Origin of the sequence: Streptomyces racemochromogenes, assembly GCF_044129415.1 — a bacterium.
In the GTDB taxonomy this organism is placed as follows: domain Bacteria; phylum Actinomycetota; class Actinomycetes; order Streptomycetales; family Streptomycetaceae; genus Streptomyces; species Streptomyces racemochromogenes_A.
Map to the genome: position 1 here is coordinate 1 of NZ_JBBDHD010000148.1, position 14,905 is coordinate 14,905.

General features: G+C 76.2%; 14 protein-coding genes and 1 pseudogene. 6 read left to right on the forward strand and 9 right to left on the reverse strand.

The genetic code is table 11. The features are described from left to right. From WDV06_RS32395 to WDV06_RS32410, 4 genes are all read right to left on the reverse strand, one after another. Positions 1 to 788 (reverse strand): glycosyltransferase family 2 protein (locus WDV06_RS32395; protein ID WP_395513388.1); only part of this gene is annotated, 788 nt, incomplete at its 3' end. Then, on the reverse strand, positions 785 to 2,458 hold the full coding sequence (locus tag WDV06_RS32400) for a carbamoyltransferase family protein (protein WP_395513389.1): 1,674 nt from the start codon (positions 2,456 to 2,458) through the stop codon (positions 785 to 787). The genes WDV06_RS32400 and WDV06_RS32395, both read right to left, overlap by 4 nt. A 2-nt stretch (positions 2,459 to 2,460) precedes the next feature. Next, positions 2,461 to 3,444: an NAD-dependent epimerase/dehydratase family protein gene (locus WDV06_RS32405; RefSeq protein ID WP_395513390.1), complete on the reverse strand. Its 984-nt coding sequence runs from the start codon at positions 3,442 to 3,444 to the stop codon at positions 2,461 to 2,463. A gap of 429 nt (positions 3,445 to 3,873) precedes the next feature. Then, positions 3,874 to 4,686 carry an SDR family oxidoreductase gene (locus WDV06_RS32410; RefSeq protein WP_395513391.1) on the reverse strand — a complete coding sequence of 271 codons (813 nt, stop codon included), beginning with the start codon at positions 4,684 to 4,686 and terminating at the stop codon, positions 3,874 to 3,876. Positions 4,687 to 5,532: 846 nt separating this feature from the next. On the opposite strand from WDV06_RS32410, the gene WDV06_RS32415 reads away from it, so the two are divergent. After that, a complete protein-coding gene (locus WDV06_RS32415) occupies positions 5,533 to 5,697 on the forward strand; it encodes a hypothetical protein (protein WP_395513392.1) in 165 nt (54 codons plus the stop codon). Positions 5,698 to 6,124: 427 nt separating this feature from the next. On the opposite strand, the gene WDV06_RS32420 is transcribed toward WDV06_RS32415, so the two are convergent. Beyond that, positions 6,125 to 6,355 (reverse strand): DUF6480 family protein, encoded by a 231-nt coding sequence (locus tag WDV06_RS32420; RefSeq protein WP_395513393.1) that lies wholly within the window; start codon positions 6,353 to 6,355, stop codon positions 6,125 to 6,127. 150 nt (positions 6,356 to 6,505) lie between these two features. Here WDV06_RS32420 and WDV06_RS32425 point away from each other — a divergent pair, with 150 nt between their 5' ends. The 3 genes from WDV06_RS32425 to WDV06_RS32435 all read left to right on the forward strand — a co-directional run bounded on the left by WDV06_RS32425 (position 6,506) and on the right by WDV06_RS32435 (position 11,190). Then, positions 6,506 to 7,468 carry a TIGR03557 family F420-dependent LLM class oxidoreductase gene (locus WDV06_RS32425; RefSeq protein ID WP_395513394.1) on the forward strand — a complete coding sequence of 321 codons (963 nt, stop codon included), beginning with the start codon at positions 6,506 to 6,508 and terminating at the stop codon, positions 7,466 to 7,468. 6 nt (positions 7,469 to 7,474) lie between these two features. Next, positions 7,475 to 8,863, forward strand: coding sequence for a M20/M25/M40 family metallo-hydrolase (locus tag WDV06_RS32430; protein WP_395513395.1), 1,389 nt, complete (start codon positions 7,475 to 7,477; stop codon positions 8,861 to 8,863). An 80-nt stretch (positions 8,864 to 8,943) separates the two neighbouring features. Continuing rightward, a complete protein-coding gene (locus WDV06_RS32435) occupies positions 8,944 to 11,190 on the forward strand; it encodes a catalase (protein ID WP_395513396.1) in 2,247 nt (748 codons plus the stop codon). A 39-nt stretch (positions 11,191 to 11,229) separates the two neighbouring features. On the opposite strand, the gene WDV06_RS32440 is transcribed toward WDV06_RS32435, so the two are convergent. The 3 genes from WDV06_RS32440 to WDV06_RS32450 all read right to left on the reverse strand — a co-directional run bounded on the left by WDV06_RS32440 (position 11,230) and on the right by WDV06_RS32450 (position 12,511). Then, the gene (locus tag WDV06_RS32440; protein WP_395513397.1) at positions 11,230 to 11,718 is read right to left on the reverse strand and encodes a DUF6098 family protein; all 489 of its coding nucleotides are present in this window, start codon (positions 11,716 to 11,718) and stop codon (positions 11,230 to 11,232) included. A gap of 92 nt (positions 11,719 to 11,810) precedes the next feature. After that, positions 11,811 to 12,332 carry a DUF5709 domain-containing protein gene (locus WDV06_RS32445; protein ID WP_395513398.1) on the reverse strand — a complete coding sequence of 174 codons (522 nt, stop codon included), beginning with the start codon at positions 12,330 to 12,332 and terminating at the stop codon, positions 11,811 to 11,813. After that, positions 12,329 to 12,511 carry a hypothetical protein gene (locus WDV06_RS32450; protein WP_395513399.1) on the reverse strand — a complete coding sequence of 61 codons (183 nt, stop codon included), beginning with the start codon at positions 12,509 to 12,511 and terminating at the stop codon, positions 12,329 to 12,331. The genes WDV06_RS32445 and WDV06_RS32450 overlap by 4 nt, the downstream gene beginning before the upstream one ends. Before the next feature lie 161 nt (positions 12,512 to 12,672). On the opposite strand from WDV06_RS32450, the gene WDV06_RS32455 reads away from it, so the two are divergent. Further along, the gene (locus WDV06_RS32455; RefSeq protein ID WP_395513400.1) at positions 12,673 to 12,996 is read left to right on the forward strand and encodes a plasmid stabilization protein; all 324 of its coding nucleotides are present in this window, start codon (positions 12,673 to 12,675) and stop codon (positions 12,994 to 12,996) included. A gap of 211 nt (positions 12,997 to 13,207) precedes the next feature. Here WDV06_RS32455 and WDV06_RS32460 read toward each other — a convergent pair. After that, a pseudogene (locus WDV06_RS32460) lies at positions 13,208 to 13,444 on the reverse strand (hypothetical protein); the annotation flags it as partial. A gap of 330 nt (positions 13,445 to 13,774) precedes the next feature. Between WDV06_RS32460 and WDV06_RS32465 the strand changes: the two are divergent. Continuing rightward, complete coding sequence (locus WDV06_RS32465; RefSeq protein WP_395513401.1) at positions 13,775 to 14,827, forward strand: M4 family metallopeptidase; 1,053 nt, start codon at positions 13,775 to 13,777, stop codon at positions 14,825 to 14,827. Positions 14,828 to 14,905 lie beyond the last annotated feature (78 nt).

Consider the following 14,905-nt stretch of genomic DNA (forward strand, 5'->3'; position numbering starts at 1 on the left):
CAGGCCGCCGCCGCGGCCCCCGCGGCGGTCACCGCGAGGTGCGCGGGCCGCCGGCCGAGGCGGGCGCCGGCCCGGGACCGCCAGCCGGGTCCGTGCAGACGGTGCATGAGGGCGTCGTCGGCGTTACCGGCCTGGGCGCGGACGGAGACCCAGCGGTCCGCGGGCCGGACCGGGTGGCGGGTGCGGCGCGACCCCTCCGCCAGCGTCCAGCCGCCCGCGAGCAGCCGCAGCGCCAGGTCGGCGTCCTCGCGGAAGGCCCGCCGGAACCTCTCGTCGAACCCGTCGGCCGCGCGCAGCGCCCCGGTCCGCACCGCCATGTCGGCCGTGATCCAGCGGGCGCCGGCCAGCCCGGCCGTGCAGCGCTCCCAGTCGGTGGGGCGCCGGCCGTCCGGCAGCGGTACCTCGATGCGGGCGCTGACCGCCGCGGTGGCGGGCCCGGCGGCCGCCAAGTCCCGCGCCAGTTCCTCGCCCCACGCCGGGCCGGGCACCACGTCGTCGTCCAGGAACACCACCCACGGCACCGCCCCGGCGGCCCGCCAGCCGGTGTTGCGGGCCGAGGCCGGGCCGCGGGCGGCGCCGGCGAGCACCACCGTACGGGCCTCCAGCGCGGCCGGTACCTCCAGCGGCGGGAGCGAGCCGCCCGGACCGGGCCGGTCGTGCACGATCACCACGCGGACCGGCCCCGGCCCGCGGGCGGCCGCCACCGCCTCCAGGCAGGCCCGCAGCTGCGGCCGGCCGACGGTGGGCACGACGACGGCGTAACCGTCGTCCGTGGCAGGGGCGTTCATCCGGACCACCCCCCGCTCCCCGCGGACGCCGTCGCGAACATCCGGCCGCGGCGGACCGCGAAGGGGCCGATCGCCAGCAGGTCCACCGGTGTGGAACCGAAGCACTCCAGCGCGTCGCGGGGGTCGTCGACCATCGGCCGGCCGGCCGTGTTCAGGCTGGTGTTGACCACGACCGGCAGCCCGGTGCGCTGCTCGAAGGCCCGCAGCATCCGGGCCACCAGCGGTTCGCGGGCCGCGTCCACGGTCTGGATGCGGGCGGTGCCGTCGACGTGCACCACGGCGGGGATGCGCTCGGCCCAGCCCGGCCGTACGTCGTGCACGAACAGCATGTACGGGCTGGGCAGCGGCCCGTCGAAGATCTCGGCGGCCCGCTCGGCGAGCACCATGGGGGCCACCGGCCGGAACTGCTCGCGCCCCTTGACGTCGTTGAGCCGCTCCAGGTTCCCGGCGTGCCCCGGGTGGGCCAGCAGCGACCGGTGCCCCAGCGCCCGCGGCCCGTACTCCGAGCGCCCCTGGAACCAGGCCACGACGGCGTTGTCGGCGAGTGCCCCGGCCACCGTGGCGGCGATGTCGGCGGGCCGGTCGAACGGCACTCCGGCGGACTTCAGCCAGCCGGCCAGTTCGGCGTCGGACCACTCCCGGCCGAGGTCGGCGCCGTCCATGGGGGCCACTTCGTCGCCCGCGCCCGCGGCGAGCAGCAGGGCCCCGCCCAGTGCGGTGCCGGCGTCGCCGGCGGCGGGCTGGACCCACACTCGGGAGAAGGGGCCCTCGCGGGAAAGCCGCGCGTTCGCCACGCAGTTGAGGGCGACCCCGCCCGCCAGGGTGAGGACCCGGTCCCCGGTCCGGCCGTGCAGCCACCGTGCCAGGTCCAGCAGGGTCTCCTCCAGAGCGGCCTGGGCGGCGGCCGCGGTGTCGGCGTGCGCCTGCGTCCACGGCTCGTCGGGGGCCCGGGGCGGGCAGTAGTCGGTCCATCGCACCCCGGCGGCGCGGAAGCCGCCGTCGCCCGTGGGGAAGACGTGGCGGCGCAGCTCGGGCAGCATGCGCGGGGTGCCGTGGGAGGCCAGCGCCATCACCTTGAACTCGTCGCAGGAGCGCAGGAACCCGAGGTGCGCGGTGAGTTCCTCGTAGACCAGGCCGAGCGAGTGCGGGAGGTCCTGGGCGAACAGCGGCTCCAGTGCGGGTCCGCGGCGGCGGGCGGCCAGGTGGGAGGACCGCTCGCCGCGCCCGTCGAGGACCAGCACCGAACTGCGGTCCGCGGCGTCCGCGGCGAAGGCGCCCGACGCGGCGTGGGCCATGTGGTGCGGGACGAAGCGCACCCGGGCCGGGTCCAGGCCCGGCAGGGCCGCCGCCAGGAAGCCCGGGGCCTGCCGGGCGTAGGTCTGGCGCAGGTGGTCCCACGGGTCGTCCAGCCCCATCTCCTCGGCGGGCAGGGCGAGTCCGGGGTCGTAGGAGTAGGCGACGGCGTCCAGGTCCCCGGGCCGCAGACCCGCCTTGCGCAGGCACCAGCGGGCCGCCTCGACCGGCAGTTCCCAGGCGGAGAACGGCACCGGCCGCTTTCCGTGCTTGCGCCTGCTGAACCGTTCCTCCTCCGCCGCCGCGACCGTCCGCCCGTCGACGAGGAGCGCGGCCGCGGGGTCGTGGAAGAGCGCGTTGATTCCGAGGACGCGCATGGTCACCCGACCTCCGCGGCGTGGCGGGCGGACCGCGAACGGAACCAGCCGATGGTGCGGCGCAGGCCCTCCGTCATGTCCACCTCGGGTTCCCACTGCAGCTTGCCGCGGGCCAGGGTGATGTCGGGGCAGCGCACGGCCGGATCGTCGACCGGGCGGGCCACGAACCGGATCTCCGAGGCGGAGCCGGTCAGCTCGATGATCCGGCGGGCCAGGTCCGTCATGCTGATCTCCTCCGGATTGCCCAGGTTGACCGGACCCCGCAGGCCGTGCGCGGCCGCCGCGAGGATCCCGGCGACCGTGTCGTCGACGTAGCACAGGGAGCGGGTCTGGCGCCCGTCGCCGGTGACCGTCAGCGGTACCCCGTCCAGCGCCTGCCGCACGAAGGTGGGCACCGCCCGTCCGTCGTACCCGCGCATCCGCGGGCCGTAGGTGTTGAACAGCCGGACGATGCAGGTGTCGGTGCCGTGGACCCCGGAGTGCGCGGTGGTCAGCGCCTCGGCGAAGCGCTTGGACTCGTCGTACACGCTGCGCGGCCCCACCGGGTTGACGTTGCCCCAGTACCGCTCGCTCTGCGGGTGCTCGCGCGGGTCGCCGTACACCTCGGAGGTGGAGGTGAGCACGAACCGCGCGCCGCTGCGCCGGGCCAGTTCCAGGGCGTTGCCGGTGCCCAGGCTGCCGGCCTCCAGGGTGTGCAGCGGCAGCCGCAGGTAGTCGGCGGGCGACGCCGGGCAGGCGAGGTGCAGGACGAGGTCCGGCGGCCGGTGCACGGTGAACGGCCGCCCGGCGTCGGACCGGCACAGGGTGAAGCCGGGATGGTCCAGCAGCCCGGCGACGTTGTCCGGCAGCCCGGTGCTGAAGTCGTCGACGCAGGTGACCTCGGTACCGGCGGCGAGCAGGGCCGCGCACAGGTGCGAGCCCACGAATCCGGCGCCGCCGGTGACGACGGCGTGCTTCCAGCGGCGGTCCGGCGAAGAGGGGGCCATGAGGATCTCCTGGGGTGGAGCAGCGGGGGAGCCCGGGACCGCCGTCGGCGGTAGCGGTGCGTCCTCGGAGCGCCCGGGGAGGGGCGGCGCGGGCCGGACTCCCCACCTTGCCCGCGATGGCGCGGCCCGGCACGGCGGGGACGGCATCGGAGTGAGGGGGGCGGAGCGCCGAACGCTCTCCACGGCCTCAGATTCTGTGCGTGAGCCGGGAGTTGGGGTGGGAGACCTCCTGGCCTCGCGGCTCCTTGACGTCGTTCCGCCTACCCGGGGGCCCCGGCGGCATGCCCTGAGTAGCGCTTCTTCCGTGCCGCGCGCGGGGAGGGTTTCGTTCCGCGGTCGTCGTCGCCGGGCAAGCCGCTGGTGGCGGGCCCGCTGTCCGGGGAACGAAGAGCGCGGCGGCGGGTACGGGGCGGCGGGTGCGGGGCGGCTTCACGGCCGCCGCCAGGCGTCGCTGTCGAGGTGCGAGCCGGCCATCGGCCCCATCCGGAGCATGCCGCCGTCGACGGCCCACGGGGCGCCGGTGACGTAGGACGCTCCGGGGCTGCTGAGGAAGGCGACGACGGCCGCCACCTCCCGGGCGTCGCCGGGCCGCCCGAGCGGGATCCCCGGCCGTACGGCGGCGTGGACGTCGGCGTCCTCCTGGCCGGTCATGGGCGTGGCGTTCTCACCCGGGGCCACCGCGTTCACCGTGATCCCGTACGCGGCCGGCTCCAGGGCCATCACCTGGGTGAGCAGGCCCAGCCCCGCCTTGGCGGCGCAGTACGGGGCGGTCCCCGCCCGCGGCTGGTGCTCGTGCACCGAGGTGACGTTCACGGTCCGGCCGCCGCGGCCCTGCCCGATCATCCGGCGGGCCGCCCGCCGGCCGCACAGCAGCGGTCCGACGAGGTCCACGTCCAGGACGCGGCGCACGGTGGGGAGGCCGAGGTCCAGGAAGGGCGCGGCGGTCCCGGTCCCGGTCCCGGCGCAGTTGACCAGGACGTCCAGGCCGCCGAGCCGCGTGGCGAGCTCGTCGACGACGGCGGCGGCGGACGGCAGCCGCGTCGGGTCCATCCGTGCCACGGCGGCGCTGCGCCCGCAGCGGGCCACCTCCGCGGCGGTCTCGTCGCGGTGCCGGGTGATGCCCACGTCCAGGCCGAGGTCGCGGGCGACGGCGGCCGCGACGGCGCGGCCGATCCCGGAGCCGGAGCCGGTCACGACGGCGGCCCGCGGGGCGAACCGCCGCGGACCGCGGGCCGTCGTCACGGCATACCCGGCCGCGCGGGGCCCGCCCCGGAGCCGTGCCCGGCCCCCGCAGGCCGGGCCACCCCCAGGCCCGTCCACAGAGCCGACCGCAGCCCTGCCCCTGGCCCCTGCACTGGCCCCTGCAGACTGGCCTCGGCCCTGGCGTTGGCCGCAGGGCCGGTGTCGGCCCCGATCCGGGCCCCAGCCTCGGCTTCAGCCCCGGCCTACCCCCGGCCGCGGAGCCGGTGTCGGCCTTGGGCGTGGAGCCGGCGGCGCCGACCCCGGCCTCTGTCCCGGCCCGGCCCTCGACCCCAACCCCGGCGTCGGCGCTGGCCGCGGAGCCGGCCCCGACTCCGGCCCCAGCCTTGACTCCGGCCTCGGCCCCGGCCCGGGCCGGGGGCTCGGGACTGGGGCTCGGGGGGCAGAGGGGCGGGGGTGGGAGGTCGGGCCGGGTACCGCGTTCGGGTGGTGGCGGCGGGCCTTCTCGGAGCGGTGGCCCCGGCCCGTGCCGGGCTCCGTGGGGTGCGGGGCACGGCCCGGGTGGGCCCGTGCGCGGCCGACCGCCCCGCGGGCGCCGATGGCTCGCACCCCGGGCCGGCCCTCGCGGAACAGCGGGATGGCGCGCCCGCGGGGTTTCTCCCCGACGGCCTCGCGGGCGGGGCGACGTGGCGTCGGGCAGCGCCTGTCCGGGCCGCACCGCTCCATGCGGCGGCCCGCGCGGGACTTCCCCGTCCCCAACAGGCCTGCCTGGCAAGGTAGTTGGGCCCGGATGTGGAGCCCTTCGCCGGTACCGGCGGCATAGCCGGGGGTGGGACGGGTAGGCGCCTGCGCAGCACATCGGACGAGAACACCAGGGAGGTGTCGGCCGTGAAGACGCAGGCGGACCCCCAGCCGACCAGTCGCAACATCGAGCCCGAGCAACGGATCCGGACGTGCCGTCCGGCGCTGCTCAGGAGCGACTGCTGCACGGAGCCCGCGGACCCGTACGAGGACGCCGGCTTCGAGCCGAACGTCGTCCGGGGCGAGGACTGACAGACCCCCGCCGAGCACTCCGGACCCGGGACGACGGCAGGCCGGTCGCGACCCGCTCCCGTCGACCGCAGACCGCCCCGACCGGGGCGGTCTCTTCCGGACCGAAGGCGCCCCCCGGTCCCGCGCCGCCCGGCACCGCACTGCCGGGCGCAGGGGGGCTGCGGGATGTTCCGCGGCCGCCGCCGGGAACCTGGGACGCCCGATGCCTGACGGCACTGCCCGCCTGGACACGGTCGTGTTCCCGAGGGGCCGGTCACGTGGCGCGGACCGGATGGTCCAGGCCCCTACCGGCCGGCGGCCCGGCAGGGCGCCGTCCGCGTGCGGCGGGCGGGCCCGAGGCCGGGCGGACGCCCGCATACCGGGCCCGGTCGGCCGACGGCGCCCGCAGCGCGGGCCGTGCGGCCGTTGGCGCCGCCCGGCCGGCGTCTCAGAGTGCGATCACGATCCCGTACGCCAGGAAGAACAGGGCCACGAGGACCGCCAGCAGCACGATGGCCACGAGCGGCCCCTTGGACCAGCCCCGCTTGAGCGGGCGGTGGGGTCCGGCTCCCGAGGCGGTGCTCGCCTCGGCGGGAGGGGTCTCACCGGGCGGCACCGAGCCGCCGGGCTCCAGACCGGTGGTGTTGCGGGGATCGGGGTCGGGGGATTCGGCAGTCATGTCCGGCGTGTCCCCCCGATCGGGGGCGCGCATGCCCCGCCGCCCGCACTTCCCGGCCGAGCCCCCCCGCCCCGTGTTCCGCGGCGCGGCGCGGGCAGACGCGGCACCAGGAGCTCACAGAGCCGCCCCATCCGACGAAAGGTGCTGTCCATGACCGAGTTCGGCTACTTCCTGGCGTGCGAGGAGTTCACCCCCGCGCAACTGCTCGACCAGGCCCGCCGGGCCGAGCAGGCCGGATTCACCCGGCTGGCGATCTCCGACCACTTCCACCCGTGGAACGACGCCCAGGGCAACAGCCCCCTGGTCTGGTCGGTGATCGGCGCACTGTCACAGACCGTCACCCTGCCCGTCACCACCCTGGTCACCTGCCCCACCGTCCGCATGCACCCCGCCGTCACCGCCCAGGCCGCGGCCACCTCCGGCGTCCTGCTCGACGGCCGCTTCACCCTCGGCGTCGGCACCGGCGAGGCCCTCAACGAACACGTCCACGGCGACCGCTGGCCGCCGTTCGCCGACCGGGCCGCCATGCTGGAGGAGGCCGTCGCGATCATGCGCAAGCTCTTCACCGGCGACCTCGTCAGCCACCGGGGCGAGTACTACACCGTCGAGAACGCCCGCCTGTACACCGTCCCGGACACCCCGCCGCCGGTCCACGTCTCCGGATTCGGGCCCCACGCCGCCGAACTCGCCGGGCGGATCGGGGACGGGTACGTCCTCATGAGCCCCGAGAAGGAGCTGATCGACGCCTTCCGGCAGGCCGGCGGCGCCGGGAAGCCGGTGGTCGGCGGGGTCAAGGTCTGCTGGGACGAGGACCGCGACCGGGCGGTGGACACCGTCCACCGCCTGTGGCCCAGCCAGTTCCTGCCCGGCGAGCTGGCCCAGATCCTGCCCACCCCGGCCCATTTCGAGCAGGCGACCGAACTGGTCACGCGGGAGCAGGTCGCCGAGGCCGTGGCCTGCGGCGACGACCCCGAGGCCCACATCGAGACCGTCCGCGCCTACGTGGACGCCGGGTTCGACGAGGTCTACATCGGCCAGATCGGGCCCGACCAGGAACCGTTCTTCGAGAACTACCGCACGAAGGTCCTCCCCGCCCTCGCCCCGGCCCGCTGAGCCGCCATGAGCCCCCGGGTCCCCCGCCCGCCCGGCCCGCCCGTCCCCGCCGAGATGCTCGACGAACTGGCCGAGTGGGTCGCGATCCCGTCCGTCTCGTGCGACCCGGAGCGGGCCCCGGACGTGGCCCGCTCCGCCCGCTGGCTCACGGACGCACTGCGCAGGACGGGGTTCCCGTACGCCACGACCTGGGAGACGCGGGGCCTGCCGGCCGTCCACGGCTGCTGGCCCGCGGCCGACCCGGACGCCCCCGTCCTCCTCGTCTACAGCCACCACGACGTCCACGCGGCGGACCCCGGCGAGTGGACGGTCACCGCACCCTTCCGGCCGCTGCTGCTCGACGGACGGTGCTACGGCCGCGGCGCCTCCGACGCCAAGGGGCAGATCCTGGCCCACCTGTGGGCCCTGCGCGCACACGTCACCGGCGCCGCCCCGGCGGTCACCGTCAAGTACCTGATCGAGGGGGAGGAGGAGACCGGCTCCGCGCACCTCGCCGACCTGCTCGCCGACCACGCCGGCGAACTCGCCGCCGACGTGGTGATGGTCTCCGACACCATGCTCTGGTCGCTGGGGCGGCCCGCGGTCTGCACGGCGGTCCGGGGTTCCGTCACCGCCACCCTCACGGTGCGCGGCGCCCACCGGGACCTCCACAGCGGAGCCGTCTCCGGCGCCGCCTCCAACGCGGCCGCCGAACTGTGCCGGCTGGTGGCCGCCCTCCACGACCGCCGCGGCAGGATCACCCTCCCCGGCTTCTACGACCCGGTGGCCGCCCCCGGGCCGGACCCCGCCGCCCCACCGGACGGCCTCGCCGTCGACGAGGGTGCCTGGCTGGCGGACACCGGGACCTTCGGCGCCGGGGGCGAGGCCGGGTTCACCCTGGCCGAGCGCCTGTGGACCCGGCCCTCCGCCGAGGTCGCCCGGCTCACGGCGGGTCCCGCGGGCCGGCCGGCGCTCGGCCTCCTCCCGGCGCGGGCCACCGCGGAACTGCTCGTCCGGCTCGTCCCCGAGCAGCGCGCCGACCAGGTCGCCGGACAGCTGCGCGCCTGGCTCGCGGCGCACCGCCGCCCCGGCTACCACTACCGGCTGGACGTCCCCCCGACCCGCTCCGACCCCTACCGGACCCCGCCCGGCCACCCCGCCCTGGCAGCCCTCGACCGCGGCGTCGGCCACGCCTACGGCGCCCCGGTCCGGCACATCGGCAACGGCGGGGCGGCCCCGGCGGCGCAGCTGGCCCGGGCCTGCGGCGCGCCGGTGCTGTTCTTCGGGACCGGGCTGCCCACCGACCGCTGGCACGGCCCCGACGAACGGACCGACACCGACGCCCTGCGGCTCGGGATCGGTGCCCTCGCCCGCTTCCTGCACGAACTCCCGGTTCGGCCGGACGCGCCCGGGTAGGCGCCGCTGCGACGCGGCCGCCGCCGGCCACGGCCGTCGGCCCCGAACCCCCGCACACCCTCGAACCCCCGGGAGAGAGCATGTCCGAGACGTACGAGCCCGACCAGACCGCCGACCGGGACGGCTCCGCGCCCGAGGTGCCGGGCCGGCCCGGAGCCGCCGCCCCCGGCCTCGCGGAACCGGTGCGGCCCCACGCGCCGCTGCCGCCCAAGGCCGACCAGGAGGGACCGGAGACCGTCAGCCCCACCGGGCAGGCCACCGGTGCCCAGCCGGCCCGCGAGGCACAGAGCGGCCCCTTCCTGACGACCGCGCAGGGCACCCGGCTCGCCGAGAGCGACCACTCGCTCAAGGCCGGCCCCCGCGGGCCCGTCCTCCTCCAGGACCACCACCTGCGCGAGAAGATCACGCACTTCGACCACGAACGGATCCCCGAACGGGTCGTGCACGCGCGCGGCGCGGGCGCCCACGGAGTCTTCCGCGGCTACGGCACGGCCGGCGAGGTCTGCAAGGCGGCCTTCCTCGGACGGGACGTCGAGACGCCCGTCTTCGTCCGGTTCTCCACCGTCCTCGGCTCCCGCGGCTCCGCCGACACCGTGCGCGACACCCGCGGCTTCGCCGTGAAGTTCTACACCGAGGAGGGCACCTTCGACCTGGTGGGCAACAACATCCCGGTGTTCTTCATCCAGGACGCGATCAAGTTCCCCGACGTCGTCCACGCCGCCAAACCGCACCCGGACCGTGAGATACCGCAGGCCCAGAGCGCGCACGACAGCTTCTGGGACTTCGTCTCCCTGCACACCGAGGCCACTCACCACACCCTGTGGAACATGTCCGACCGGGGCATCCCCCGCTCCTACCGGATGATGGAGGGATTCGGCGTCCACACCTTCCGGCTCGTCAACCAGGCGGGGGAGACGGCACTGGCCAAGTTCCACTGGAAGCCGAAACTGGGCGTGCACTCCCTGGCCTGGGAGGAAGCCCAGATGCTGGGCGGCATGGACCCGGACTTCCACCGCCGCGACCTCTTCGACGCCATCGAGTCCGGCGCCTTCCCCGAGTGGGAACTGGGCGTACAGGTCTTCCCCGACACCCCCGAGCAGACCTTCGAGGGCATCGACCTCCTCGACCCCACGAAGCTCGTGCCGGAGGAGCGCTGCCCCGTGCAGCCCGTCGGCCGGCTGACCCTCAACGCCAACACGAAGAACTTCTTCGCCGAGACCGAGCAGGTCGCCTTCCACCCCGGGCACCTGGTACCGGGCATCGACATCACCGACGACCCGCTGCTCGCCGGGCGGCTCTTCTCCTACCTCGACACGCAGATCAGCCGTCTCGGCGGTCCCAACTTCGCCCAGATCCCGGTCAACCGCCCGCACGCCCCGGTCAACGACATGCTGCGCGACGGCATGCACCAGACCGCCGTGCACACGGGTGTCGCCCCGTACCGGCCCAACAGCCTGGACGGCGGCTGCCCCTTCCTGGCCGGGGCGGACGCGGCCGCGTACATCGAGGCACCGGTGCACGTCCCCGCCGCCGGCAAGAGCCGCGAGGCGGCGGCCTCCTTCTCCGACCACTTCAGCCAGGCGCGCCTGTTCTGGCTGAGCATGAGCCCGCCCGAGCGCGAGCACATCGTCGCCGCGTACACCTTCGAACTGGGCAAGTGCTACGAACGGGCCGTGAAGGAACGGATGGTGGGCGTCCTCGCCAACATCGACCCCGGGCTGTGCGCCGAGGTCGCCGCCGGACTGGGGCTGCCCGCCGCCGAACCCACCGTCCCGCTCGCCGACGTCGAACCCAGCCCCGCCCTGTCCCAGGTGGGAGGGACCTGGCCGGTCGACGGCCGGGTCATCGGCATCGTCGCGGACCCGGACGGAGACGCGCAGGAGGTGCGCGCCCTCCAGCGGGCCGCCCGTGCGCAGGGCATGCTCCCGCTCGTCATCGCCCCGACCGGGGGCACGCTCGACGGCGACGGCGACGGCGGCTCCGTGGGCGTCCAGCGCACCTTCGCCACGGCCCGTTCGGTGGAGTACGACGCCGTCCTCCTCGCCGGCGCACCGAGCCCCGCCGCCGACGCCGGCGGCGCGCGCGACGCCAAGGCCGCCACCCCCGGCACGACCGGGCTGGACCCCCGCGTGCTGCTCCTGGTCACCGAGGCCTACCGGCACGGCAAGGCCATCGCCGGCTGGAACGGCGGTGAGCGCGCACTGGAGGCCGCCGGCATCACCGCGGACGAGCCCGGCGTCATCGTCGGCGGCTCGGGCGAGACGGTGCTGGACGCACTGGCCGGCGCCCTGGAGAAGCACCGGGTCTGGGAGCGCTTCCCCGCGTGACGCGGGCCGCCCGAGGGGGCGACGCCGCCACGGCACGCCTCAGGGGAGGGGACGGGAAGGGGCGCCGCCGGCACCGTCGCGGTCCAGCGGCCCCCACCGGCCCGCCTGCCGGCCGACCTCGGCGTCGGCCTCGTCGATGACGCGGGCGTCGATCCAGCCGAGCGGCTCCACCTGCTGCACGAGCGGCTCGTTGTCGGGGCCCCGGCCCGCCTCGTTGCCGCGCAGCACCCACGGGCGGACCCGGCGGTCCTTCACACGCGGCAGGTGCGAGTAGTCGTACAGCCGGCGGGCCACCCACGTCCGCAGCGGCCGGTCGCCCCACCAGGGCTCGGTGTCCAGCGGGTTCGCCGACAGGCCGGGCAGCCGGGCGCCCGTCAGGTCGTCCCGGCTCCACGGCGACGGCAGGTCCGCGAGCGGCCCCATCGACCAGCGCACGTACAGCCCGCGGCCGTGGGCGGCCAGCAGGCCCACCAGTTCGTCGAGGGATCCTATGGTCGCCATGCCCTTCTCCGGGCCCGAACGGCTCATGCCCGGCGGCTACCCCGTCCGCCCGGCCCCACGCGGGGCACGGGCCGGCCCCGGGAACGCCTTCGTCCCCGGGGCCGGTCCGCGCGCCGCGCCTACGTCTCCTCGTCCGGCCGCTCCTCGACCACGTGCACGGCGGCCTCCTCGGCGGAAGCGGCCCCGCCGTTGATCCCGGCGTCCCGCGCCAGGACGGAGATGTGCCGTACCGGCGGCCCCTCCTCGGCCGGGGCCATCCGGCCTGCCCGGTCCCGGCCCGCCGTCGAGGCGTCGCCGTGGGGGTCGCGGCTCATGTCCTCGTCCCCGCCCCCACTCCCGCGGGCCCCGTCCAGGTCCTCCCCCGGAGCGGCCTCCGAACCGAGGGCCGCGTCCGTGCCGTCCGGCTCGGGCTCCTCCTGGGCGAGGCGCTGGTCGAGCGTCTCCCCGGCGTGCCGCTCCCCGGCGGTGGTGCCGTGCCGGGTGGCCCCGAGGGGCCGGCCGGGCGGTGAGTAGCCGGTGTCCAGGGTCTCGTCCAGGTCCGGTTCGTCGAGGGCGTTCTCCATGTCCGGCTGCGACTCGCCGGGCTCCGCCTCCTGCGCCGGCTGGTACACCTCGTCCCCCCGGGCTTCGTTCTCGCTCATCGCCGTCGGCTCCTCTCCGGAGCGTTCTCACCGCCGCTCCCGCGCGCGGCGGGACGTCCGGTGTCGAACAGGTCGAGCATCCGCTCCATGACCTCGTCGAAGTCCTGCCACGGACCCGTCGGCTCCGCGACGGTCCGGCGGACGGTCGCGTCCGGTCGACTGTTTCCCTTCGCAGACATCGCTGCCTCCTCTCGGACGCGCTCGTCTTCCCCGGATCCGCCGGCCCATGCCGGGCGAAAGGGTGGCCGCCGCACGCCCATGAGCGCGCGTACAGCGGGTAGGCGCGGGGCACGGCCGGCACGGGCCGGCCCGTCATCCGAGGAACGGAAAGGAGAACGCCATGCCCCGTGGCTCCTCCCCGAAGCGGGAACGTCAGTACGAGCACATCAAGGAATCGGCGCTCGACCGCGGCGAGTCCACGAAGCGGGCCGAGGAGATCGCCGCCCGCACGGTGAACAAGGAGCGGGCCCGCTCCGGCGAGTCGAAGACGGCCAGCCGGTCCTCCATCGAGGACATGTCCTCGTCCAAGCGCGGCGGCCAACGGTCGCACAGCGGCTCCCAGGGACCCACCAAGGAGCAGCTCTACAACGAGGCCAAGAAGCGGAACATCAAGGGCCGTTCCCAGATGGACAAGGCCGAGCTGAAGGAGGCCCTCGGCCGCTGACCCCCGTTCCCGGCCCGGGCCGGAACCGCCCGGGCCGGCCGGGGCGGAGGCCGGGGGCGAGGGAGGTTTGGGCCGCCCAGACGGGGCAGACGCCCAGCGGGCCCGCGGGGTGCGTCGTGATCTTCCCCCCGGTCCGCGACCCCCGCGGTCCCGCCCGGCCCCCCTCACCTCCCCCGGGGCCGGGCTCCTCCGCGTCCGGCACCCCGGCCGCTCACACGCTCGTCAGGAGCTGGGGCGCCAGGTTCTTGATCATGCCGTTCGTCCAGCGCATCTGGCGCAGCGTCTGCGGATGGCAGGCCGAGGCCAGCTCCAGCAGCCGGGTCTCGCCCGCCGCCTGGGCCGCCTGGGCGAGCATCTCCCAGCAGAGGGAGTTCCCCGTCGCCGCCAGGTGGAGCGCGCGCAGGTCCCACAGGAGGAGCAGGCCGGCCTCCGGCCGGTGGCCCAGGGCCCCGGCCGGCCACGCCTCGTGCCGCCCGTAGGGCGTGCGGCCGCCCCAGGGCTCGTCCACCCCCCGCGCGTCCCGCTGTCCCTCGTCCATGGACGGCGGCTACGCGGCGGCCGCACCGGTACTCGCTCGCCCGGCCCCGGTCCGGGCCGCGCCTGCGGGAGACGCCCCGGCCGGTTCCGGCAGCGGCCCGCCGTCCGCGAGCGGACCGGAAGAAATCCGGCGGACCGCCCCCCGCGGTGTCCGGGCCCTGGTCAAAAGGGGGTCGCGTGCGCAAGGATCACGGCCGCACCACGCACACACCTCCCCACCCCCCGCCCCAGGAGGATCTGTATGGCTCGCCGCATATCCCGCGGCCTGATCGCCGCGGCCACCGCCACCGTGGCGACGCTCACCCTCGCCGGCCCGGTCTCCGCCCAGTCCGCCGGCACCGCCCCGGCCGGCCCCGCGCTGCCCCAGGGCCGGATCTTCATGGTCAACCCCGTCCAGTCCTCCGGCGACCAGTCGCTGACCGACGGCAAGGACGGCAACGCCGCCGTGCCCGCGTCCGCGTACACCCTGGCCGCACTGCGCAACCTCGACGCGAGCGGCACCCTTTCGGGCAAGTGGGCGGCCGTACGGTCGGAGACCGGCGCCCCGGCACGCCTCGCGGACGTCGGTGCGTACAGCCGCAAGGACGACCAGTTCGAACAGGTCATGGCGTACTTCTGGGTCAACGAGGCCCAGGAGTACCTGCAGAGCCTGGGCTTCGGCAGCGAGCTGCCCGGCGCCAACGACCGCGCGCAGCCCGTCCGGATCAACCAGTGGGGCGCCGACAACTCCTTCTTCTCCGACACGAAGGCAGAGATCCGATTCGGGAAGGGCGGCGTGGACGACGCCGAGGACGCCGAGGTCATCGTCCACGAGTACGGGCACGCCGTGCACAACGCCCAGGTGCCCGGTTTCGGCACCTCGCCGGAGTCCGGCGCGATCGGCGAGGCCTTCGGCGACTTCCTGGCCGTCTCCGTCGGCGCGTACGCGGACGACACGTACGGCTGGCCGCGCAAGACCGACCTGGCCTGCGTGGCCGACTGGGACTCGGTCGAGTACAGCGCGGCCCCGCACTGCCTGCGCCGCGTCGACGGGAACAAGGTCTACGCCGACCGGGTCGGCGAGGTCCACGCGGACGGGGAGATCTGGTCCCGGGCGCTGTTCGACATCCGGCAGGCGCTCGGCGCCCGCACGGCCGGCCGGATCATCGTCAACGCCCAGTTCGGCTTCCGCCCCGACACGAGCTTCCAGGACGCGGCGCTGACCACCGTCGCCACCGCGCAGCGCATGTACGGCGCGGACGCCGCGGCCGCCGTGCGGGCCGCGTTCCGGGCCCGGCAGATCCCCGGGGTGTAGCCGCGCCGGGGGGGGGGGGGGGGGGGGGGGGGGGGGGGGGGGGGGGGGGGGGGGGGGGGGGGGGGGGGGGGGGGGGGG

Bases quoted from the DNA above. Each gene is read 5' to 3' on its own strand.
- WDV06_RS32400 (WP_395513389.1), bottom strand. From the start codon at position 2,458: ATGCGCGTCCTCGGAATCAACGCGCTCTTCCACGACCCCGCGGCCGCG.
- WDV06_RS32405 (WP_395513390.1), bottom strand. From the start codon at position 3,444: ATGGCCCCCTCTTCGCCGGACCGCCGCTGGAAGCACGCCGTCGTCACC.
- WDV06_RS32420 (WP_395513393.1), bottom strand. From the start codon at position 6,355: ATGACTGCCGAATCCCCCGACCCCGATCCCCGCAACACCACCGGTCTG.
- WDV06_RS32425 (WP_395513394.1), top strand. From the start codon at position 6,506: ATGACCGAGTTCGGCTACTTCCTGGCGTGCGAGGAGTTCACCCCCGCG.
- WDV06_RS32430 (WP_395513395.1), top strand. From the start codon at position 7,475: ATGAGCCCCCGGGTCCCCCGCCCGCCCGGCCCGCCCGTCCCCGCCGAG.
- WDV06_RS32435 (WP_395513396.1), top strand. From the start codon at position 8,944: ATGTCCGAGACGTACGAGCCCGACCAGACCGCCGACCGGGACGGCTCC.
- WDV06_RS32440 (WP_395513397.1), bottom strand. From the start codon at position 11,718: ATGAGCCGTTCGGGCCCGGAGAAGGGCATGGCGACCATAGGATCCCTC.
- WDV06_RS32445 (WP_395513398.1), bottom strand. From the start codon at position 12,332: ATGAGCGAGAACGAAGCCCGGGGGGACGAGGTGTACCAGCCGGCGCAG.
- WDV06_RS32450 (WP_395513399.1), bottom strand. From the start codon at position 12,511: ATGTCTGCGAAGGGAAACAGTCGACCGGACGCGACCGTCCGCCGGACC.
- WDV06_RS32455 (WP_395513400.1), top strand. From the start codon at position 12,673: ATGCCCCGTGGCTCCTCCCCGAAGCGGGAACGTCAGTACGAGCACATC.
- WDV06_RS32465 (WP_395513401.1), top strand. From the start codon at position 13,775: ATGGCTCGCCGCATATCCCGCGGCCTGATCGCCGCGGCCACCGCCACC.